The sequence below is a fragment of the Caulobacter sp. SL161 genome (genome assembly GCF_026672375.1).
In the GTDB taxonomy this organism is placed as follows: Bacteria; Pseudomonadota; Alphaproteobacteria; order Caulobacterales; family Caulobacteraceae; genus Caulobacter.
This window is the reverse complement of the sequence record NZ_JAPPRA010000001.1, coordinates 2,197,650-2,217,434: the sequence shown is the minus strand read 5'-3', so window position 1 is coordinate 2,217,434 and position 19,785 is coordinate 2,197,650. Positions and strand designations below refer to the sequence as shown.

The 19,785-nt window shown below is 67.3% G+C and carries 17 protein-coding genes and 1 pseudogene; 10 read left to right on the top strand and 8 right to left on the bottom strand.

What is annotated here, in order from left to right; all coding sequences use genetic code 11:
- The first annotated feature begins 7 nt into the window (after window positions 1-7).
- The gene (locus OVA11_RS10815; RefSeq protein WP_268067384.1) at window positions 8-2,383 is read left to right on the top strand and encodes a transglycosylase domain-containing protein; all 2,376 of its coding nucleotides are present in this window, start codon (window positions 8-10) and stop codon (window positions 2,381-2,383) included.
- Between the two features lie 124 nt (window positions 2,384-2,507).
- Window positions 2,508-3,548, top strand: coding sequence for a substrate-binding domain-containing protein (locus tag OVA11_RS10810; protein WP_268067383.1), 1,041 nt, complete (start codon window positions 2,508-2,510; stop codon window positions 3,546-3,548).
- Window positions 3,549-3,617: 69 nt separating this feature from the next.
- On the opposite strand, the gene OVA11_RS10805 is transcribed toward OVA11_RS10810, so the two are convergent.
- The 4 genes from OVA11_RS10805 to OVA11_RS10790 form a co-directional block, all read right to left on the bottom strand.
- On the bottom strand, window positions 3,618-3,980 hold the full coding sequence (locus OVA11_RS10805; RefSeq protein ID WP_268067382.1) for a GFA family protein: 363 nt from the start codon (window positions 3,978-3,980) through the stop codon (window positions 3,618-3,620).
- Window positions 3,981-4,094: 114 nt separating this feature from the next.
- Window positions 4,095-4,427, bottom strand: a complete 333-nt coding sequence (locus OVA11_RS10800; protein WP_012640256.1) for a hypothetical protein — start codon at window positions 4,425-4,427, stop codon at window positions 4,095-4,097.
- A 108-nt stretch (window positions 4,428-4,535) separates the two neighbouring features.
- Window positions 4,536-5,186, bottom strand: a complete 651-nt coding sequence (locus OVA11_RS10795; RefSeq protein ID WP_268067381.1) for a DUF882 domain-containing protein — start codon at window positions 5,184-5,186, stop codon at window positions 4,536-4,538.
- A gap of 71 nt (window positions 5,187-5,257) precedes the next feature.
- Window positions 5,258-6,766 carry a L,D-transpeptidase family protein gene (locus tag OVA11_RS10790; protein ID WP_268067380.1) on the bottom strand — a complete coding sequence of 503 codons (1,509 nt, stop codon included), beginning with the start codon at window positions 6,764-6,766 and terminating at the stop codon, window positions 5,258-5,260.
- A 380-nt stretch (window positions 6,767-7,146) separates the two neighbouring features.
- On the opposite strand from OVA11_RS10790, the gene OVA11_RS10785 reads away from it, so the two are divergent.
- Window positions 7,147-9,993, top strand: coding sequence for a TonB-dependent receptor (locus tag OVA11_RS10785; protein WP_268067379.1), 2,847 nt, complete (start codon window positions 7,147-7,149; stop codon window positions 9,991-9,993).
- A gap of 103 nt (window positions 9,994-10,096) precedes the next feature.
- Here OVA11_RS10785 and OVA11_RS10780 read toward each other — a convergent pair whose 3' ends face one another.
- Together OVA11_RS10780 and OVA11_RS10775 are read right to left on the bottom strand one after the other, a co-directional pair.
- Window positions 10,097-11,509, bottom strand: a complete 1,413-nt coding sequence (locus OVA11_RS10780) for a serine hydrolase domain-containing protein (RefSeq protein ID WP_268067378.1) — start codon at window positions 11,507-11,509, stop codon at window positions 10,097-10,099.
- 59 nt (window positions 11,510-11,568) lie between these two features.
- Window positions 11,569-11,931 carry a BlaI/MecI/CopY family transcriptional regulator gene (locus tag OVA11_RS10775; RefSeq protein WP_268067377.1) on the bottom strand — a complete coding sequence of 121 codons (363 nt, stop codon included), beginning with the start codon at window positions 11,929-11,931 and terminating at the stop codon, window positions 11,569-11,571.
- Window positions 11,932-12,159: 228 nt separating this feature from the next.
- Here OVA11_RS10775 and OVA11_RS10770 point away from each other — a divergent pair, with 228 nt between their 5' ends.
- The 3 genes from OVA11_RS10770 (at window position 12,160) to OVA11_RS10760 (ending at window position 15,648) form a co-directional block, all read left to right on the top strand.
- Window positions 12,160-12,978 (top strand): 2-keto-4-pentenoate hydratase, encoded by an 819-nt coding sequence (locus tag OVA11_RS10770; protein ID WP_268067376.1) that lies wholly within the window; start codon window positions 12,160-12,162, stop codon window positions 12,976-12,978.
- Between the two features lie 27 nt (window positions 12,979-13,005).
- Window positions 13,006-14,301, top strand: a complete 1,296-nt coding sequence (locus tag OVA11_RS10765; protein ID WP_096033132.1) for an MFS transporter — start codon at window positions 13,006-13,008, stop codon at window positions 14,299-14,301.
- A gap of 120 nt (window positions 14,302-14,421) precedes the next feature.
- The gene (locus OVA11_RS10760; RefSeq protein WP_268067375.1) at window positions 14,422-15,648 is read left to right on the top strand and encodes a PQQ-dependent sugar dehydrogenase; all 1,227 of its coding nucleotides are present in this window, start codon (window positions 14,422-14,424) and stop codon (window positions 15,646-15,648) included.
- Between the two features lie 60 nt (window positions 15,649-15,708).
- On the opposite strand, the gene arsH is transcribed toward OVA11_RS10760, so the two are convergent.
- On the bottom strand, window positions 15,709-16,443 hold the full coding sequence (gene arsH / locus OVA11_RS10755; protein WP_268068942.1) for an arsenical resistance protein ArsH: 735 nt from the start codon (window positions 16,441-16,443) through the stop codon (window positions 15,709-15,711).
- Between the two features lie 54 nt (window positions 16,444-16,497).
- Between arsH and OVA11_RS10750 the strand changes: the two genes are divergently transcribed.
- From OVA11_RS10750 to arsC, 3 genes are read left to right on the top strand one after another with little or no spacing between them, the layout of a single operon-like run.
- Window positions 16,498-16,851, top strand: coding sequence for an ArsR/SmtB family transcription factor (locus OVA11_RS10750; RefSeq protein WP_268067374.1), 354 nt, complete (start codon window positions 16,498-16,500; stop codon window positions 16,849-16,851).
- Entirely contained in the window at window positions 16,848-17,522 is a 675-nt protein-coding gene (locus tag OVA11_RS10745) for an MIP/aquaporin family protein (protein WP_268067373.1), read from the top strand. Before OVA11_RS10750 ends, OVA11_RS10745 begins: the two co-directional genes overlap by 4 nt.
- Window positions 17,519-17,932 carry an arsenate reductase (glutaredoxin) gene (arsC, locus tag OVA11_RS10740; RefSeq protein WP_268067371.1) on the top strand — a complete coding sequence of 138 codons (414 nt, stop codon included), beginning with the start codon at window positions 17,519-17,521 and terminating at the stop codon, window positions 17,930-17,932. The genes OVA11_RS10745 and arsC overlap by 4 nt, the downstream gene beginning before the upstream one ends.
- A 25-nt stretch (window positions 17,933-17,957) precedes the next feature.
- Here the strand turns inward: arsC and OVA11_RS10735 are convergent.
- Window positions 17,958-18,087 (bottom strand): annotated as a pseudogene (locus tag OVA11_RS10735) (hypothetical protein); the annotation flags it as partial.
- A 135-nt stretch (window positions 18,088-18,222) separates the two neighbouring features.
- Here OVA11_RS10735 and OVA11_RS10730 point away from each other — a divergent pair.
- Entirely contained in the window at window positions 18,223-19,782 is a 1,560-nt protein-coding gene (locus OVA11_RS10730) for a tryptophan halogenase family protein (protein ID WP_268067370.1), read from the top strand.
- The last annotated feature ends 3 nt before the right edge of the window (window positions 19,783-19,785 follow it).

Genomic DNA, 19,785 nt, shown 5'->3' with positions numbered 1-19,785 from the left:
CAAGTCCATGTCTGATCCCACCGACCCTGCAGACGTTCCCGCCGCGCCGGCGCCGAAGCCTCGGCGGCCGCGCAAGCCGCGCGCCCAGACCGTCATGACCGAGGCCGCCGGCCTGGATCCCGCCGCGCCCGAGGCCACGCCGCCCAAGCCGCGCCGGGCGCGCAAGTCGCGCCGCGCCCAGCCCGAGGTCGTCGCGGTCCCCGAGGTCGAGACGCCGCCTGTCGTGACGGCGGCCCCAGAGGACGCCGACGCCGATCTCTTCGAACCTGCGCCGCAGGTCGAGGCGAGCACGGCGGAGCCTGACGCCGCCGAAACGACCACGATCACTCCGGCCGCCGACGCCGCGCCGGAAACCGAGATTGAGCCCGATATCGCGCCGACGTCAGACGCCGCGTCAGAGGTCCCTGCTCCGCTTGAGCCCGCCCCCTCGGTCGAGGACGCGCCCAAACCGAAGGTCGAGGCGGTCGCCGCCTCCGTCCCCGAGCAACCCGCGCCCGTCGCCAAGCCGCCGATCTGGAAGCGACCGGCCTGGCTGATCGGCGCCGGGGCCGCTGTGGCGCTGGTGATCGTTCTGATCGCCTCGCTGTTCTGGTCGCTGCCGCTGAGCCGCGCGCTGGAGCCGCTGGACAACTCGGCGATCGTGCTGGTGGCCGAGGACGGCTCGCCCATCGCCCGCCGGGGCTCCTACAAGGAAGCGCCGATCGATGTGGCCAAGCTGCCGCCTTACGTGCCGGGGGCCTTCATCGCCATCGAGGATCGTCGGTTCTACAGCCACATGGGCGTCGACCCGAAGGCCATCGCCCGCGCGCTGGGCCGCAACGCCCAGGCGGGCGGGGTGTCCGAAGGCGGCTCGACCATCACCCAGCAACTGGCCAAGAACGCCTTCCTGTCCAGCGACCGCAATCTGCGCCGCAAGGCGCAGGAAGCCTTGATTGCAGTCTATCTGGAGGCGCGCCTCTCGAAGGACGAGATCCTGTCGCGCTATCTGTCGTCGGTCTATTTCGGCGACGGCGCCTATGGCCTGCGCGCGGCGGCCCGGCACTATTTCGGCAAGCCGCCCGAACAGCTGACCATCGGCGAGGCGGCGATGCTGGCGGGCCTGGTCAAGGCGCCCTCGCGCCTGGCGCCGACCAACAATATCGAAGGCGCCCTTGAGCGCATGCGCGTGGTGCTGGGGGCCATGGTCGAGACCAAGACCATCACCCAGGCGGAGGCCGACGCTGTGGGCGAGGTGTCGCCTGTCGAAGCGCAGGAAAAGCTGCCCACCGGCTCCTACTTCGCCGACTGGGCCCTGCCCCAGGCTCGCGCCCTGATCGGAGCTCGCTACGGCGAGACCATCGTCAAGACGACGCTGGACCCCGAACTGCAGGAGAAGGCCGAGCGCATTCTCAACGACTATATCGAACGCGACGGCGAGGTGCTGAACGTCACCCAAGGCGCCCTGGTCGCCATGCGCAGAGATGGCCGAGTCGTCGCCATGGTCGGCGGCCGCGACTACAAGCAGACCCAGTTCAACCGCGCGGACGCCGAGCGTCAGCCAGGCTCGGCGTTCAAGCTGTTCGTCTATCTGGCCGCCCTGCGCGAAGGCATGACGGTCACGACGCCGATCCTCGACACCCCCGTCCAGGTCAGCGGCTACATGCCCAAGAACCATGAGGGCAAGTATCACGCCCGCGAGGTGCCGCTGATCACCGCCTTCGCCGGCTCGTCCAATGTCGCGGCGGTCCGCCTGGCGCATGATCTGGGTCCCGCCAAGGTGATCAAGGTCGCCCGAGACCTGGGCGTCACCGAGGAGATCCCCTCCGACCTGACCATGGCGCTGGGCACGGGTCCGATGAGCCTGACCCGCCTGACCGCCGCCTATGCCTCGGTCGCGGCCGGCGAGTATCCGATCGTTCCGCACGGCCTGGCCGACTTCAAGAAGCCCAAGACCAAGGCCTACGACCCCAAGGTGCTGGCCAATATGCGCGACCTGCTGCGGTCGGCGACCCATCGCGGCACCGGCATCGAGGCCGCCATCCCCGGCGCCTTTGGCAAGACCGGCACCACCCAGGACTATCACGACGCCATTTTCGTCGGTTACGTCGAGGACCTGGTCGTCGGCGTCTGGCTGGGCAATGACGACAACAGCTCGATGAACGGCGTGGTCGGCGGCGGCGAGCCCGCCAGGATCTGGAAGGCGTTCATGCTTTCGGCGCTGGGCCGCGATGTCGCCCCCGTCGTCGAGGAGGACCCGCTGGAGGACCTGGGTCTGCCACTGGAAGGCGAGCTTGGCCCGGACGGTCTGCCGCTGGCGCCGTTCACCCCGCCCACCGACGAGCCCGCCCCGCCGACCAATAGCGGCGCTCCGCTGGCGCCGCCGCCGCCGGAGCCGCGCCCCTGAAGAATGGGTCGAGCTTCGTCGATTGACGGATTTGCCGTCTTAAAACTGTCGTCAAACCGTGACAAAAGCCCGTCACCAGTCTGGCACGCTTCCGTTGCGTCCAGACGAGACAGGATTTGACGACATGAACAAGCTTATCGGCGCGGTCGCCACCGTCGCTCTGCTCGCCGTCGCCGACCAAGCCCATGCGGCCCGCGACCAGATCTGGGCGGTCGGCTCTTCGACCGTGTTCCCGTTCTCGACGCGCGTGGCTGAGAACTTCGCCAAGAAGACCGGCAAGAAGTCGCCGCGCATTGAAGCCCTCGGCACCGGCGGCGGCATCAAGATGTTCTGCGGCGGTACCGGAGAAAAGTTCCCCGACATCGCCAACGCGTCGCGCCCGATGAAGAAGTCCGAGTTCCTAGCCTGCCAGAAGGCCGGCGTGAAGGACATCGTCGAGATCAAGATCGGCTTCGACGGCATCGTCGTCGCGTCGAACAAGAAAGGCCCGGACTTCAACTTCAAGCTTGAGCAGCTGTATCTGGGCCTGGCTGACCAGACCCTGCGTGGCGGCCAGATCGTAAAGCAACCCTACAAGTCGTGGAGCGAAGTCGGCCCCGGCCTGCCCAAAGCCCGCATCCTGGCCTACGGCCCGCCGCCCACCTCGGGCACTCGTGACGCCTGGATCGAGCTGGCCATCGAGGGCGGCGCCGGGAAGCTGCCGACCCTGGCCAAGATGAAGGCCGCCGACGAGAAGAAGTTCAAGGCCACCGTGTCGCCGATGCGCACCGACGGCGGCTGGGTCGACGCGGGCGAAAACGACAACGCCATTGTCGGCACCATCGAGAAGACCCCCAACGCCCTGGGCGTGTTCGGCTACTCGTTCCTCGAAGAGAACGGCTCGCGCATCAAGGCCGCGGCGGTCAACGGCGTGAAACCGACGGCCCAGACGATCGCCAGCGGCCAGTACCCGCTGTCGCGCTCGCTCTACATCTATGTGAAGAAGTCCCAGGTCGGCGTGACGCCGGGCCTGAAGGAGTTCGTGTCCGAGTTTGTGTCCGACGCGGCGACCGGTCGCGGCGGCTATCTGCAAAATCGCGGCATGATCCCGCTGCCGCCGGCGGTGCACATTCAAATGAAGCAGAAGGCCAACGCCCTGACGCCGATGCCGGCGCCGAAGAACTAGTCCTGGCCAAAACCTGAACGACAGAGGCGGTCGCTGACGCGGCCGCCTTTTTCGTGCGCGCTGGATCGATCAGGCTTCAGGGCGGCGCCAGTATTGGCCGTCCGCAACAAACTCATGGAAGTCGGGCGTCAGGCGCACACCATCGTCCAGGCAACTTGCGGCGATCGCCAGGACACGCCCGGAAAACGGGTCTCCCAGCGCCGTCCCGCAGCGGGCGCAGAAGCACCGATTGAACCGCAGCGGCGGCGCTGGCGCGTAGCGAGCGACCAGATCGCGACCCGAAACCCAGAAGAACGCCTCGGCGCGCACATAGGCGTAGACGCTCGATCCCGCCTTGCGGCAGCGCGAACAGTGGCAAACGCCAACCATGGCCGGACGCTCGAAGAGTTCAAACTGAACGCCGCCGCAGCAGCAGCTTCCCGTGATGGCCACGCTGGTTCTCCCTGATCATCCAGGGACCCTGCGCCCACCTTGTCGCCAGCGATGTGTCAGCAGGCTTGCGCCGCCGCTGAGGCGGCGTGTCGCACCCTGGGCGGGCGGAGCGGGTTAGCGCGTGCGCGAGGTCATGCCCGCGGCGGCCGCGTCGTCGGCGACCTGAGGATCGAGCTCCGGCGCGGGTCCCGTCTGACGGATCGACGGATTGGCGGGGACTTCCGGCGGGGGCGCCACGGCCTCGGCCTTTGGCGGCGCAGGCTGTGTCGCCTTGGCGGCCATCGCGGCCGCTGCCGCATCATCGGCGGCGGTGCGGGTCTCGGCGGGTCCATCCTCGTAGCCGCCGCCGCTGGACGTCAGGAACAGAATGGTCCCGAAGGTGGCCAGCACGCCGACGACGAAACCCAGCAGGAACAAGCCAAAAGGATTGCCACGACGCTCGCTCATCTCAACGGTCCGCCATCCACGCCGACTTAGCCTTGAAGCCCGCTATCACGGTCTAAACGGGTGAACCAGAGCTTGGTTATCGAATTCGGCTAAGAGGCGAGCAGCGCCTCAGGTCCCCGTCCACTTGCGGACCGGTCCGACATCGACATGGACGAAGTTGCTGGTCGGATAGTAGCCGACACCGCCAACGCTCAGATCCAAAGCCGCAGCGCGGACGTGCTTGAGCTCGACATCCTCCAGGAAGATGTCCATGGCCTTGCCATCCATGTGCAGGCTCTTCTTGGCCACCTCGCCGCTGCGCTTGGACAGCAGACGGTTGGTCGCCGGAGAGCGATAGCCCGAGATCACCTGGAAGGGTCCCTTGCTCTGGGTCTTGCGCGCGATCTGGTCGAGCAGGTCATAGAGGCCCCGATCGATGGGATGGACCTCGTCGTTGCGATAGTCGCGCAGCACCTTGTCCAGCGCACTCACGGCGTCCGGAACATAGTCGCCGTTCTCCCAGTAGACCGCTTCCAGCTTCTCGCCGGTATGGACGTTGTGGAGATGAACCCAGCGCGGATCCACAGCGGGCTTCAGCGCGGGCGGATCGATCGAAGCGACCGTCGCAGCGACGGTGGTCGGCGGCGGAACCGGCGTGGCCTGAGGGATCTTGCCCTCCAGCAGCGCGCCGATGATGTCGTCGTCGGCGCGCGCCGCCAATGGCAGAAGTCCAACCCCGATAGCGCCCAGCCCCCACTGGAGCAGCTTACGTCGATGCATGATTACGCCTTAACCGACACGGAAGGTCGGGAGGACACCTCATGACGCGCCTGAATGCAAGCTGAGCCGTATCAGAGTGCGGCGATACGCTGCACCAGCTCCCGATCCCAGCCATAGGGATCCTGGCGGAAGTTCACCTGCCCGTCCGGCGTCACATAGGCCGTCCAGTACAGCAGGTAGACGGCGATCTGCTGGGGCAGTTTGGCCCGCACCGTCTCGCCCGAGGCCAGGGTTTCGTTGACCTTCTCGGGCGTCCAGGTGGGATCGTCGCGCATCACCTCGTTAACCAATTCGATCGGCTTTTGCAGTCGCACGCAGCCGTGGCTGGCCAGGCGGCTGAAGCTGTCGAACCGCGAGCGGCTGGGCGTATCGTGCAGATAGACGCCATACGGATTGTTGAAGTCGAACTTCACCTTCCCCAGCGCCGCCAACGGACCCGCCTTCTGTTGCAGACGCGAGCCGCCGCCTTCGGTCGGGATCACGATGAAGTCGTTGCGCGCCAGATAGCCGGGGCTGGCCCGCTCCTTGGGCCAGATCTCCTTCGACGCGATCGACTGCGGCACGTTCCACGGCGGGTTCAGCACGATGCTGTGGATCATCGACGAGAGCATCGGCGTCTCATCGCCCGGGCGGCCGGTGACCGCACGCATCGTCAGGGTCGGGGTGTCGTGATGGAACACCGACAGGATGGCGGCCGCCACGTTCACCTGGATGCGCTCGGCCGGCAGGGTCTGCGGCAGCCAGCGCCAGCGCTCCATATTGGCGACGATCTGGTCGATCCGCCGCTCGACGGGAATGTTCAGCGCCGCCAGGGTGGCCCTGTCGACGATCCCGTTCGGATTGAGACCAAACCGCTTTTGCGCCCGCTGCACGGCCTGGGTCAGGGCCGCGTCGAACACCGGTGCGGCATCCACCGCCACCGTGGGGTCCTCGGCCGCCAGCCGGGCCTCGAGGGCCACGACGCGCGCACCGGTCGCCCCCTCCTTCAGCTCCGGCCCGGCGGCGATAGGCAGCCAGCCGCCTTTGGCCGCGATGTCGCGATAGGTGGCCAGGCCCGTCCGCAGGGTCTGGTATCCCGTGTAAGGCGGCGGCAGGGTCTCGAGCCATTCGGCCAGGCGGCCCTGCTGCACGGCCGTCACAAACTCGGGCGCGGGATCATAGGCCGCCGGCCGCAAGCCCCATTCGGTCTTGAAGGCGCTGATCGGCAGCCGTCCCGTCCGCACGGCGCGGGCATAGGCCAGGGTGAGGCTGACCAGTTGCGCCTGTCCAGCGGCGCGCGAGGCCGGATCCCCGGCCATGTAGAGCTCGATCGCCCGATCCGGCGAGAAGGCGGTCATCGCGAAGCCGTGCGAATAGGCATCGCCCAGCACGGCGCGCAGCACCTCGACCTGTTCGACGCTGAGCTGCACCGCCGACAGATCCGGCGGGATTACGGCGGGCCGGGGCGCGACGATCGGGCCGCTCTGCACCGGACGCGCGCCCATCACCGGCGGACGCTGCGACTGCGCCTGGGCGACCTCGAGGGACAGGAGGCTCAACGTCGCCGCCAAGGCGCCGGAGGTTCTCGGAAATCGCATCACTGTCGAACGGTCCGCCGCACTCGCGCGGCCAAGCCGCGTTAAGGGTTACAGATGGCCGCGTGGGGCCTTCCGCGTCAACGCGGGTAGCGTGAAAGGCGAGCCCTCCCCTCGTCCCGCGAAGACGTTTTTCGACAACAGGAACCCTCAAGCCACACCGTTGGTTTCACCCCGGCGCCGAGACGTCGAAAAGATCGCGGTCAGCTTCGTCTGTGGCGAACGCTGCTCCTGGGCCTGCCTGGTCAATCGGGCCATGGCGCCGACCCGTTTAGGATCATCGGTCCGCTGATGCGTGTTGCGGTTTTCGCAAACTGTGAAATCCAGGCGCCATACGGGATGGGGAAAGTCGGGTCAGGGACGTGTCGATTTCGGAGACGCTCATCGTGAGCCGTAAACTCGCCCTCGCCGGCGTCCTGAGCCTTGTCACCGCCGGCGCGGCGCAAGCTCAACAGGTCCAGCCCGTCGGCGCGGCGCCGTCGCCCGCCCAGGCCGCTACGTCCCTGGACCCAGCAGACACCGAGGTCGAGGCCGTCACCATCACCGCCAGCGGCAAGCCCTTTGGCGCAGTGCTGGGCGACATCCCGCCGGAACAGACCTTCACCACCGCCGACGTGCGCGCGATCGGCGTCAGCTCGGTCGAGGACCTGCTCACCGAACTGCAGCCCCAGACCACCAGCGGCCTGGGGGGTGATCCGGTCATCCTGCTGAACGGCCGTCGTATCTCTGGGCGCGGCGAGATTCGCGACATTCCCACCGAAGCCATCCAGCGCGTCGAGGTGTTGCCCGAGGAAGTGGCGCTCAAATACGGCTATTCGGCTGACCAGAAGGTCGTGAACATCGTGCTGCGCCAGCGCTTCCGCGCCACCACGCTCGATGCGACGCTGGGCGGTTCGACAGAGGGCGGCCAGATGACCGAGCAACTGTCCTGGAGCCAGCTGCAGCTGAACCGCCAGGGCCGCACCAATCTGTCGGTTAAGCTGCAGAACAGCGACCAGTTGCTGGAAAGCGACCGTGACCTCGTCAGCCGCTCCAGCACCGGGCTCTACGATTTCTCCGGCAACGTCACGCCCGCCAGCGGCGGCGCGCTCACCGCGCTCAGCGCCCTGGCGGGAACGCCCGTGACCGTGGCCGGCGTTCCGGCCTCGGCCGCCGCCGGCCCGCCCAGCCTGTCCGCCTTCCTGCCGACCGCGAACCAGGCCAACACCAGCGACATCACCGGCGATCGCACGCTGCTGCCCCGCAACCGCCAGCTGACGATCAACAGCGTCACCAACCGCTATATCCTCGATGACGTCTCCGCGACGCTGAACCTGGGCCTGACCGCCTCGCAGAACGACTCGCTGCAAGGCCCGGCGAGGGCGCGCCTCACCCTGCCCGCCGCCAGCCCGTTTTCGCCGTTCGGTCAGGACGTGCTGCTGTATCGCTATCTCGGCGACCAGGACGCTCTGGGCCAGATGTCCCGGAACATCGCCGGCAACGCCGGTTTCACCCTGAACCGCGACACTGAGACCCTGCGCCTGTCCCTCACCGGGACCTTTGGGCGCGCGACCACCAAGACCGAGACCGATCGCAGCGTCGACTTGAGCGCTCTGCAAGGCCGCCTGACCGCGCTGGAGGCGGGCCTGAACCCGTTCGGCGCTCTGCCGGTTCTGCCGCTGAACACCGACCGCGCCAAGTCGACGACCGACACCGCCGATCTGCAGTTCGTCGCCAACCGCGCCCTGGCCAAGCTCCGGGCCGGCGACCTGTCGACCACCGTCAAGCTAGGCGCGACGGGATCGCGGCTTGAGGCGACGTCCATCCGAGCGGGCGTCCAGAGCGACAGCACGTTGTCGCGGGGCGAGGCCAACGCCCAGGTCAGCTTCGACCTGCCCCTGGCCAGCCGCCGCAAGGGCGTCCGCGCCGAGATCGGCGACCTGTCGGCCAATCTGAACCTCGCCGCGCGGCAGGTCTCCGACGTCGGGACCCTGACCACGCTGGGCGGCGGCCTCAACTGGTCGCCGGTCAAGCCCGTCAGCGTCATCCTGTCGGCGACGCGGCAGGAGAACGCGCCCAGCATCGCCCAGCTGGGCAATCCGCTGATCGTCACCCCCGGCAGCCAGGTCTTCGACTATGTGCGTGGGACCAGCGTCGACGTCACGCGGGTCAGCGGCGGTAATCCCAACCTCAAGGGCGAGACCCGCAACGTCCTGCGCCTGGGGGCCACCTATAAGCCCGAGAAGATCCAGGGCCTGTCATTCACCGCCAACTACAGCCGCACACGGATCGACGATCCTGTCGCCAGCTTCCCGGCCGCCACAGCGGCGGTCGAGGCCGCCTTCCGCGACCGCTTCACGCGCGACGCCGACGGCGTGCTGACACGGATCGACACCCGGCCGGTCAACTTCCAGCGGCGCGAAAGCGAGCAGGTTCGCTGGGGCTTCAACTTCTCGCGCCAGATCGGCAGGACTCCGCCGGCCCCGGCCGGAAACGGCGGGGGCGACCGGCAGCAAGCCGCCGCTGCGGACATCCTGCGGGCCGCCGAGAACACCGAGCGTACGCGACGGTCGACGGGTGAGACCTCAAACGATCCCAACACCGCGCAGACGCCCGCTGCCGTCCCGACGGGAGACGAGCCGCCTCGCCCAGCCTCCGACGGCGGCGCGCGCGGCGATAGTGGCCCGCGCTTTGGCGGCGGTGGTGGTGGAGGCGGCGGCGGCGACGGGCGCGGCTTTGGCGGTCGCGGCGGCGGCAATCCGCGCGCCACCCGCCTACAGCTGGCCCTGTTCCACACGCTTCACCTCAAGGAGCAGGTCACGATCGCCCAAGGCCTGCCCGTCCTCGACCTGCTGAACGGCGATGTCCTGGGCTCGAGCGGCGGCCAGGCGCGCCACGAGGTCGAGGCCCAGGCCGGGATCACCCGCTACGGGCTGGGCGCGCGCCTAACCGCCAACTGGAAGAGCGGGACCCATGTCGAGGCCGGCGCCGGCGGCGCGACCAGCGACCTCGACTTCTCCAGCCTGGCGACGGTCAACCTTCGCCTGTTCGCCGACCTCGGCGTGCGGCGCGAGCTGGTCCAGACCTATCCCATCCTGCGCGGCGCGCGGCTGACCCTGTCGGTCAACAACCTGTTCGACGGCAGGACCAAGGTGCGCGACGCCACAGGCGCGACGCCCCTGGCCTATCAGGAGGACTATCTGGATCCGCGCGGTCGGGTGATCCAGTTCAGCGTTCGCAAGGTGCTATTCTAGCCGGTCTGGCGGCGGTGGCGGTGGCGGTGGCGGTGGCGGTGGCGGTGGCGGTGGCGGTGGCGGTGGCGGACGGTGATTTCGCCTGTTCTGAAGCCCCAAGGCTTTAGGGGACCGAAAACCGATCAACGACGAATTGGCTGAGACGCCCAGCGAGAAACGGCGGGGCGACGTTGCTGAGGGTGACGACCACCCCTTCGCCGTCAGCAAGGATTCTCAGATCGCCATTCATGCCGGGCGCGCCCCCACCGTGTCCGACCATGGGAAATTCCGACGGCGGGATCGAGAGCCCATAGCCATACTTCCCCCCGCGAGCGTCGTCGGCCTGGGCCGTGGTCATCAGCCTACGGTGGGTTTGGTCCAGCAAACGACCGTCATAGAGCGCGACGGCGAACCTGAGAAAATCCTCCGCCGTCGCATAGCCCCCGCCCGCTGACGTGCCGCGCCAGGGGAGACCATCAGCGGGCTTGAAGACCTCGCCAACATACTCATAGGCCAAGGCGCGATCCGGCACGGGCGTCGTTTCCGGCTCAAAGCCGCTGCCGGTCATGCCCGCCGGCTTGAAGACGTGGTCGCGGACATAGTCGTAATAGCTCTGACCCGAGACCACTTCGACAACTCGGCCCAGCAGAATGAAGCCGTAGTTCGCATACTCCCACCTCGCGCCGGGCTCGAAGGTGGGCTCGCGAGCGCCATAGAGCGCGACATAGTCCTGAAGCGTTCGCAGGGCGTTGCGGTTCTTGTCGTACTCCGGCCCAAAGAAATCGCCTGCGCCGCCGGTGTGGGTCAGCAACTGATGGAGGGTGACCTTCCGGGCCCAGGCGGCGCTGGGATAGTCCTTCAGGTAGGTAATCAAGGGGGCCTGCAGGTCCAGCTTCCCAGCCTGAGCCAGCTGAAGAACCGCGACGGCCGTATGCATCTTGTTCATCGAGCCGACCCGGAAACGCGTTGTGGGCGTAATCGGGACCCGATGCTCGCGATCAGCGAAGCCCTGCGCCATAACGGTGAACGGCTTGCCCTTGCGCGCGATGAGCACGACACCTGAATAGTTCTGGCCCATCACGGCCAACTTCTCGGCCACGGCTCTGGTCAGAGCGGTGTCGTCCAGGCGAGGCGCGGCGACAATATCGTCGGGACGCGGGGCGACTCGCGCGCCGAGAGCCTTGATCTGTGTGGGCGCGGCGGGGTCGACCTCGACGCGCAGACGGGCATAGGTCTCGCCGTACCGTTCGCGGACCAGGGCCGTGAGCGCGGTCGGCGTCTCAGTCTCGATCCGAACCAGATCAAACCCGCCAACCTGACGCGCGAAACCGACGAGCCCGTCGGCGTCGATTGGCGAGGTTGGGAAGCTATCCTTGATGAAGGCGGCGGCTTTCGCGCGATCGCCAGCGTTTAAAGCGCGAAGATAGGCTTTGGCGGCGTCGCCCGCAGGCGTCGAGGGCAAGGCGACCTCAGCGGAAACCGTCAGGGGGGCGGCAAGCGCAGCGACGACGAAAGCGACGGCGATCAGAAGGCGCATCGATCCATCCGCTTGAGAACCCCAAAGGGCGAAAAATCTAGGCTAAAGCCTCTCCAGCCCTACTCGCCCATCTCGTCGATCAGCTTCTTCAGCTTGGCCACTTCGTCGGCTTTCAGAGGGCGGTGCTGGGCGAAGTGGCTGATCAGGGGGGCCAGTTGGCCGTCGAACAGGCGGTCCAGCAGCCCCTGGCTTTCGGCCTGGACATAGGCGCTGCGGTCGACCAGCGGCCGATAGCCGTGCTTGCCCTCGGCGCGCTCGGACTTGATGGCTTTCTTCTTCAGCAGACGATTGATCAGCGTCTTGACGGTGGCTTCGCCCCAGCTTTGCGCCGCACCGACCTCGGCCACCAGTTCGTCGGCCGACAGTGGCGATCGGCGCCAGAGCGCTTCCATGACATGAGCTTCGGCGGCGGTGATGTGCATAACGCTTACATCCGTAATTCAACGCGCGACGCTATACGCGCTATTACGGGTGTCAAGTCGCGACGACGGTTACACCCCCTACGCACGCAATGCTCGTGCCCTGAGCGGCCTCGGATTTCCATGCACGAGGATGTTTCAGCCCCGATTGTCAATGACACCGGTTTCCTCTAGAGACATCGCAAACCCCGAAAGCGGGGGACGTGCCGGATTCGAGGGAGGACTTGCGGCGTGACCGTTTCTAAGGCCGACAGTGAGATTTTCACCCCTACGGCCATCGCTCCCCAATTCGTCCAGGCTCGCCAGCAGGGGGTCAGCGTCCCCGGCTATCCAGGCGGCGTGATTCCTTCGAGCATGGCGGACGGTTATGCGGTGCAAGACATCGCCATCGACCTTTGGCCCGACGAACTGGTCGGCTGGAAGGTCGGCCTAGTGCCGCCGCAGCATCGTGAACGCCTGGGCGCCGAGCGCCTGGCGGGCTGCATCTTCAAGTCGAAGGTGCAGCAGGCGTCGGCCGATGGGCCCAACACCTTCCGCGCCATCGAGGGCGGCTTCTGCGCCGTCGAGGCCGAGTTCATCATCCGCCTAGGCAAGGACGCCCCCGCGAACAAGACCGACTGGACCGTCGAGGAAGCCGCCGACTATGTGGGCGAACTCCTGGTGGGCGTCGAGATCGCCGGCAGCCCTCTGAAGACCATCAACGCCCTGGGCCCCACGGTCGTGGCGTCGGACTTCGGCAATAACGATGGTCAGATCATTGGTCAGGCCATTTCCAACTGGCGCGACCTCGCCTGGGAGGATATGCCGGTCGAGACCTTCATCAACGGCAAGTCGGTGGGTACGGCGACGGCTGCGGCCATTCCGGGATCGCCGATCGCCGCCCTCGCCTTTCTGCTCGGCGCTGTCGCCGCGCGCGGCAAGCCGCTGAAGAAGGGCCAGATCGTCACCACCGGCGCCACCACCGGCATTCATGACGTGGTCGCCGGCGACGTGGCCCACGTCAGTTTCGGCCCGTTCGGAACCGTGGACTGCGTGGCCGTCCCGGCCTGACGCTAACAACAGAACGACAAGTCACCTCTGGGGAAGGAAGCCAAGTCGATGGACGTGCCAAAAGCACCCGAACCCTCCGAAAAGATCGGACGGTATCGCTGGATTATCGTCACGCTGCTGTTTTTGGCGATGGTCATCAACTACGTTGATCGCCAGACGATCGGCTTCCTGAAGACCGACCTGTCCAAGGAGTTCGGCTGGAGCGAGAGCGACTACGCCAACCTCGTCTTCTACTTCCAGCTCTCCTACGCCGTGGCCTACCTCGTCTGGGGTAAGATCATGGACAAGATCGGGGCCCGCTGGGGCTTCGGCATCGCCTTCCTGATCTGGCAAGTCGCCCACATCGCCCACGCCGGCGCGCGCGGTCTGACCGGCTTCATCTTCGCCCGCATGGCGCTGGGCGTCGGCGAGGCCGGCGGCTTCCCGGGCGGCATCAAGGCCGTGACCGAGTGGTTCCCCAAGAAGGAACGCGCCTTCGCCACCGGCATCTTCAACGCCGGCACCAACATCGGCGCGATCGTCACCCCGCTGGTGGTGCCCGCCATCGTGCTGGCCTGGGGCTGGCAGATGGCGTTCATCGTCACGGGCGTCGCGGGCCTGATCTGGCTGCCGATCTGGCTGCTGGTCTATCGCACGCCGCGTGAAACCAAGAACCTGTCGGCCGCCGAGCTGGCGCACATCGAGCAGGATCCGGCCGACCCGGTCGAGAAGATCGCCTGGACCAAGCTTCTGACCAAGCGCGAGACCTGGGCCTACGCCATCGGCAAGTTCCTGATCGACCCGATCTGGTGGATGTTCCTGTTCTGGCTGCCGGACTTCCTGGGCAAGCGCTACGGCCTAGACCTCAAGACCTTCGGCCCGCCGATCGTCGCCATCTACCTGCTGTCGGACGTCGGCAGCGTCGGCGGTGGCTGGCTGTCCTCGAACTTCATGAAGATGGGGTGGAGCATCAACAAGGCCCGCAAGATCACCATGCTGATCTGCGCCCTGCTGGCCGTGCCGGTCATGTTTGCCTCGTTCGCGGACTCGCTCTGGGTCGCCGTGCTGATCATCGGTGTCGCCACCGCCGCTCACCAGGGCTTCTCGGCCAACCTCTACACCCTGCCCTCGGACGTGTTCCCGCGCGGCGCCGTCGGCTCGGTCGTCGGTATCGGCGGCATGCTGGGCGCCGTCGGCGGCATGGTGTTCTCGAAGTACATCGGCGGCGTGCTGGAAAGCATCGGCACCTACACGCCGATCTTCATCGTGGCCGGCAGCGCCTATCTGCTCGCCCTTCTGGTCGTCCACCTGCTGACGCCCAAGATGGAGCCGGTGAAGATCTAGTCGCCGCCCTTCATGCGAAGACGGTCAGGGCCGGGGAGCGATCCCCGGCCCTTTTCGTATTGAGCAGGGTTGACGGAGATACGGCTGGCGCGTCGCGAAAAGCGCCTTAAGTATTGAACTATGCGCTCCACCTTGCTCACCGCCTCCGCCGCCCTCGCCGCCGCCTTGGCCGCCTGTGGTCCCGCCCCCGCTCAGCCCGGCCAGGCCGGCGCGCCCGTCGAGAGTCGCGCGCCAAACTCGCCCGATCAGAAGCCCGCCTTCGCCGGCCAGACCCGCGCGCCGGGCCTGGTCTCAGGCGTCAGCGGCCAATACCAGACCCTGGCCAGCGGCCTTGAACATCCCTGGGGCATGGCCTTCCTGCCCTCCGGCGAGATCCTGGTCACCGAGCGCGCGGGGCGTCTGCGGGTCTATGGGAAGGACGGCAAGCTCTCGCCGGCCGTCACCGGCCTGCCGGCCATCTACGCCGAGGGCCAAGGCGGCTTGCTGGGCGTCACGCTCGATCCCGACTACGCCAAGAACGGCCTCGTCTACTGGGCCTACGCCGAAGAGGTCGACAGCGTGAACGGCACGGCCGTCGCGCGCGGCAAGCTGACCCTGGGCGCCGCGCCCAAGGTCGAGAACGTTCAGGTCATCTGGCGCCAGACGCCCAAGATGGCCAGCCCCCTGCACTTTGGCGGTCGCGTGGTCTTCGACCGCGCCGGCAAACTCTTCATCACCACGGGCGAACGCGCCTACCCTGCGGGCCGGGTCCAATCCCAGAACCTGGACGGCACGCTGGGCAAGGTGGTTCGGATCAACGCCGACGGCTCGATCCCCAGCGACAACCCGTTCGTGAACACCGCCGGCGCCAAGCCCGACATCTGGTCGCTGGGCCACCGCAACATCCAGTCTGCCACACTGGACGCCCAGGGCCGTCTGTGGACGGTCGAGCATGGCGCGCGCGGCGGCGACGAGCTGAACCGCCCCGAGCCCGGCAAGAACTATGGCTGGCCGCTGATCACCTATGGCGAGGAGTATTCAGGCAAGGCGATCAGCGACGGCGCCACTCAAAAGGAGGGGCTGGAACAGCCTGTCTACTATTGGGATCCCGTCATCGCCCCGTCCGGCATGGCGCTCTATGACGGCGCCCTGTTCCCGGCCCTGAAGGGCAGCCTGCTGATCGGCTCGATGCGCGAGCAGCATGTCGCGCGCCTGGTTCTGAAGGACGACAAGGTGGTCGGCGAGGAGCGCCTGTTCACCGATGTCGGCGGTCGCGTCCGCGACGTCGCGGTCGGGCCCGACGGCGCGATCTATGTCCTGACCGACGAGGGCGACGGCAAGCTGATCAAGATCACGCCGAAGGGCTGATCCCTCGGACGGGACCTGGGCGGCGACGCCCAGGCCCTTTCTCACCGCGATCAGCGCTCGTCACCGGGGCGCGGTCTCGTGTTTCATGGCCTCGGCCGCCAGCGCGACATGCTCGGGGATGCGCCCGTGTGCCTTCCGCTCGCTGTAGCGATCGACCAGATAGTCCGAACGGTCGCGCGTCAGCAGGGTGAACTTCACCAGCTCCTCCATCACGTCGACCACGCGGTCATAGTAGCTGGACGGCAGCATGCGGTCGTTGTCATCGAACTCGCGGAAGGCCATCGCCACCGACGACTGGTTGGGAATGGTGATCATCCGCATCCAGCGGCCCAAGAGGCGCAGGGTATTGACCGCGTTGAACGACTGAGACCCGCCGCTGACCTGCATCACCGCCAAGGTCTTGCCCTGGGTGGGCCGCACGCTGCCGATTTCCAGCGGAATCCAGTCGATCTGGGCCTTGATGATCCCGGTGATCGCGCCATGTCGCTCCGGGCTGCACCAGACCTGGCCCTCGGACCATTGGCACAGCGCGCGCAGCTCCTGCACCTTGGGATGGTCCGGGCCGGTGGCGTCGGGCAGCGGCAGATCGCGCGGATCAAAGATCCGGGTCTCGCAGCCCAAGGCCTGAAGAATGCGCGCGGCCTCTTCCACCAGCAGGCGGCTGAACGAGCGCTCGCGCAGCGACCCATACAGCAGCAGGATGCGCGGCGGGTGGACGGCGCGGGCGTCGACCTCCAGGCGCGCCTCGTCGATCTTGGCCAGGAACTTCGGATCGAGGGCGGGGAACTCGGACAACGGCGCCTCCAGCATGGTCATTGAACTGTCGAATAATTCGAGCATATTGGAAATATGGAATCGAAAGCCGCTGTCAACATGCTGTCGGCCCTGGGCCATGAAGGGCGCCTGGCCATCTTCCGCCTCCTGGTGCAGGCCGGCCCCGCCGGCGTCGCCGCCGGCGAGATCGCGCGCGCGCTGAACGTGCTGCCCAACAGCCTGTCGGCCAATCTCAATGTGCTGTCCCACGCCGGACTGATCGCCTCGCGCCGGGACGGCCGCTCGATCATCTACACGGCCGACTATGACGCCATGAGCGGCCTGCTGGGCTTTCTGATGGAGGATTGCTGCGCCGGCGCGCCGCAGATCTGCGCGCCGCTCAGCGCGATCGTCAGCGGCGGCATGGCCTGCGGGGCGGCCAAGGCGTGAGCCCGTTCGATACGCCCCGCCGTCTCGTCGCCGAAGCCCTGGGCACGGCCCTCCTGCTGGCCGTCGTGGTCGGCTCGGGGATCATGGGCGAACGCCTGTCGGGCGGAAACGTCGCCATCGCCCTGCTGGGCAACACCCTGGCCACCGGCGCGGCCCTGGTCGTGTTGATCTGGGTGTTCGGTCCGATCTCCGGCGCGCACTTCAATCCGGCCGTCACCCTGGTGGCGGCGCTCCGCCGGGAGCTGCCCCTTACCCTGGCCCTGGCCTATCCGCTGGCCCAGGTCCTGGGCGGGATCGCCGGCGTCTGGACGGCCCACGCCATGTTCGGCGAGCCGATCCTGCAGGTCTCGACCAAGCTGCGGTCCGGGAGCGACCAGGCCTTCGCCGAGATGGTGGCGACCTTTGGCCTGCTGGCGACGATCCTGGGCGTCGGCCGCTTTCGCCCCGACAGCACGGCCATGGCCGTGGGGCTCTACATCACGGCAGCCTACTGGTTCACCGCCTCGACCTCGTTCGCCAATCCGGCGGTCACGGTGGCGCGCAGCCTGTCGGACACCTTCGCCGGGATCGCGCCGACCAGCGCGCCCGCCTTCATCCTCGCCCAGTTCGTCGGCGCCCTGCTCGCGGCGGCGCTGTTTGGCTGGCTTCTCAAGACGGACACATCACGATGACCGACACCGCGTTCCCGATCACCATCTTCCACAACCCGGCCTGCGGCACCTCGCGCAACACCGTGGCCATGGTCGAGGCCGCCGGCTACGCGCCGCAGGTCGTCGAGTACCTGAAGACCGGCTGGACCCGTGAGCAGCTGCAAGACCTGGCCGCCAAGTCCGACGGGTCGCTGCGCGCCCTGATGCGGGAAAAGGGCACGCCCGCCGAGACCCTGGGCCTGCTGGCCGACGACGTGTCGGACGACCGCCTGCTGGACGCCATGGTCGAGCACCCGATCCTGGTGAACCGCCCCATCGTCGTCACGCCCAAGGGCGTGAAGCTGTGCCGTCCGTCCGAGCTGGTGCTCGACCTCTTGGACCGCAAGCCCGACCAGTTCACCAAGGAAGACGGCGAGGTCGTGATCCCCTAAGGCGAATGGGCCTGCTGGGGCTTACTCAACTCGCTGCAGGTGAAAGCGAGCCCGGACGGAAATCCTCGTCCTTCGACAAGCTCAGGATGAGGATTTTGTGCGACCCGAGCGCCAACAGTCGTCCTCACCCTGAGCTTGTCGAAGGGCGAGGACGGCATTCACGACGCCGACGGCGCTCAACGCCAAGTCAGCGATCGCTTCACCAGTATCGGACCTCGTCGTTTCCGTAGCGGGCCCTACGTCCTCCAGGACTTCCCTCCCCCGCCCCGAACTCTGCTATCACTGAGGCCATGCAGCGCAGGCGTAGCATTCTGATCGTGGGCGGCGGGACGGCCGGGTGGCTGACGGCCGCCTATCTGGCCAAGGCGCTGCGGGTGGCTGAACAGAGCCATCTTGAGATCACCCTGCTGGAGTCGCCTGACATCGGCATCGTCGGGGTTGGCGAGGCCACCTTCCCGACCATCCGCAACACCCTGCGTTTCCTGGGCATCGACGAGGCGCACTTCATTCGGGCGACCTCGGCGACCTTCAAGCAGGGCATCCGCTTTGTCGACTGGGCCGAGGCGCCGCGCGACGGACGTCGCCACAGCTATTTCCACCCGTTCGAGGCCCCCTTCGCCACCGAGGGGACCAGCCTTGCGCCCTATTGGCTGCTGCAGAATGAGCGGACACGAGCGCCGTTCGCCGAGGCCGTGACCATCCAGGCGCGGGTGGCCGACGCGGCCCGCGCGCCCAAGCGTCCGCACGAAAGCGACTTTGCGGGCCCCTTGAACTATGCCTACCACTTCGACGCCGCCAAGCTGGCCCAGGTGCTGGCCGACCGCGCCCGCGCGCTGGGGGTTCGACACCTGCAAGGCGCGGTGTCGGAGGTGGCGCTGGACGAGACCGGCGCGATCGCCCATGTCGCCTCGCCAGATCACGGCGCCTTGAGCGCCGACCTCTTCATCGACTGCAGCGGCTTCCGCGCCGAGCTGATCGGCAAGGCGCTGGGCTCGCCGTTCAAGTCGGCCAAGCCCGTCCTGTTCGCCGACCGCGCCGTGGCCTGCCGCGCGCCCTACGAGCGCCCCGACGCGCCGATCCAGAGCTACACCGTCGCCACCGCCCACGAGGCCGGCTGGATCTGGGACATCGCCCTGGCCGGCGGTCGCGGCGTCGGCTGCGTCTACGCCAGCGACTATATGGACGATGACCGCGCCGAAGCGGTGCTGCGCGACTATCTCGGCAAGGCGGCCGGCGAGATCGAGACCCGCAAGATCGCCTTCGACGCCGGCTATCGCGAGCAGCAGTGGATCAAGAACTGCGTCGCGGTGGGCCTGGCGGCCGGCTTCCTGGAGCCGCTGGAGTCGACCGGAGTCGTCCTGATCGAAGCGGCCGTGGCGATGATCGCCGAGCTCTTCCCCCACTCAGGGCCGGTCAGCGCCCCCGCCCGTCGCTTCAACGAGCTGATGGCCGCGCGCTTCGACAACATCATCGTCTTCCTGAAGCTGCACTATGCGCTGAGCCGCCGCACTGAGCCGTTCTGGCGCGACAATGTCGACCCGGCCTCGATCCCGGAGCGGCTGATCGAGCTTCTCGAACAATGGCGTCACCGCCCGCCGGCGCGGTTCGACTTCATCCTGGACCTCGAGACCTTCGCCTTCTTCAACTACCAGTACATTCTGTACGGCATGGGCTTCGAGACCGACCTGGCCGACGGCGCGGGCGAGTTTCCGGACGTGGCCGGCGCAGCCAAGCTGTTCGCCAAGATCCGCAGCTTCGCCGACCGCGCCACCCAGGACCTGCCCAGCCACCGTGACCTGATCACCCAGATCAACCAGTTTGGTTTCGACAAGGCGTTGGAGGGGGTGTGAGCG

Coding starts and splice junctions, on each gene's coding strand:
- OVA11_RS10815 (WP_268067384.1), top strand. CDS start 8: ATGTCTGATCCCACCGACCCTGCAGACGTTCCCGCCGCGCCGGCGCCG.
- OVA11_RS10810 (WP_268067383.1), top strand. CDS start 2,508: ATGAACAAGCTTATCGGCGCGGTCGCCACCGTCGCTCTGCTCGCCGTC.
- OVA11_RS10800 (WP_012640256.1), bottom strand. CDS start 4,427: ATGAGCGAGCGTCGTGGCAATCCTTTTGGCTTGTTCCTGCTGGGTTTC.
- OVA11_RS10795 (WP_268067381.1), bottom strand. CDS start 5,186: ATGCATCGACGTAAGCTGCTCCAGTGGGGGCTGGGCGCTATCGGGGTT.
- OVA11_RS10780 (WP_268067378.1), bottom strand. CDS start 11,509: ATGCGCCTTCTGATCGCCGTCGCTTTCGTCGTCGCTGCGCTTGCCGCC.
- OVA11_RS10775 (WP_268067377.1), bottom strand. CDS start 11,931: ATGCACATCACCGCCGCCGAAGCTCATGTCATGGAAGCGCTCTGGCGC.
- OVA11_RS10760 (WP_268067375.1), top strand. CDS start 14,422: ATGCGCTCCACCTTGCTCACCGCCTCCGCCGCCCTCGCCGCCGCCTTG.
- OVA11_RS10750 (WP_268067374.1), top strand. CDS start 16,498: ATGGAATCGAAAGCCGCTGTCAACATGCTGTCGGCCCTGGGCCATGAA.
- arsC (WP_268067371.1), top strand. CDS start 17,519: ATGACCGACACCGCGTTCCCGATCACCATCTTCCACAACCCGGCCTGC.
- OVA11_RS10730 (WP_268067370.1), top strand. CDS start 18,223: ATGCAGCGCAGGCGTAGCATTCTGATCGTGGGCGGCGGGACGGCCGGG.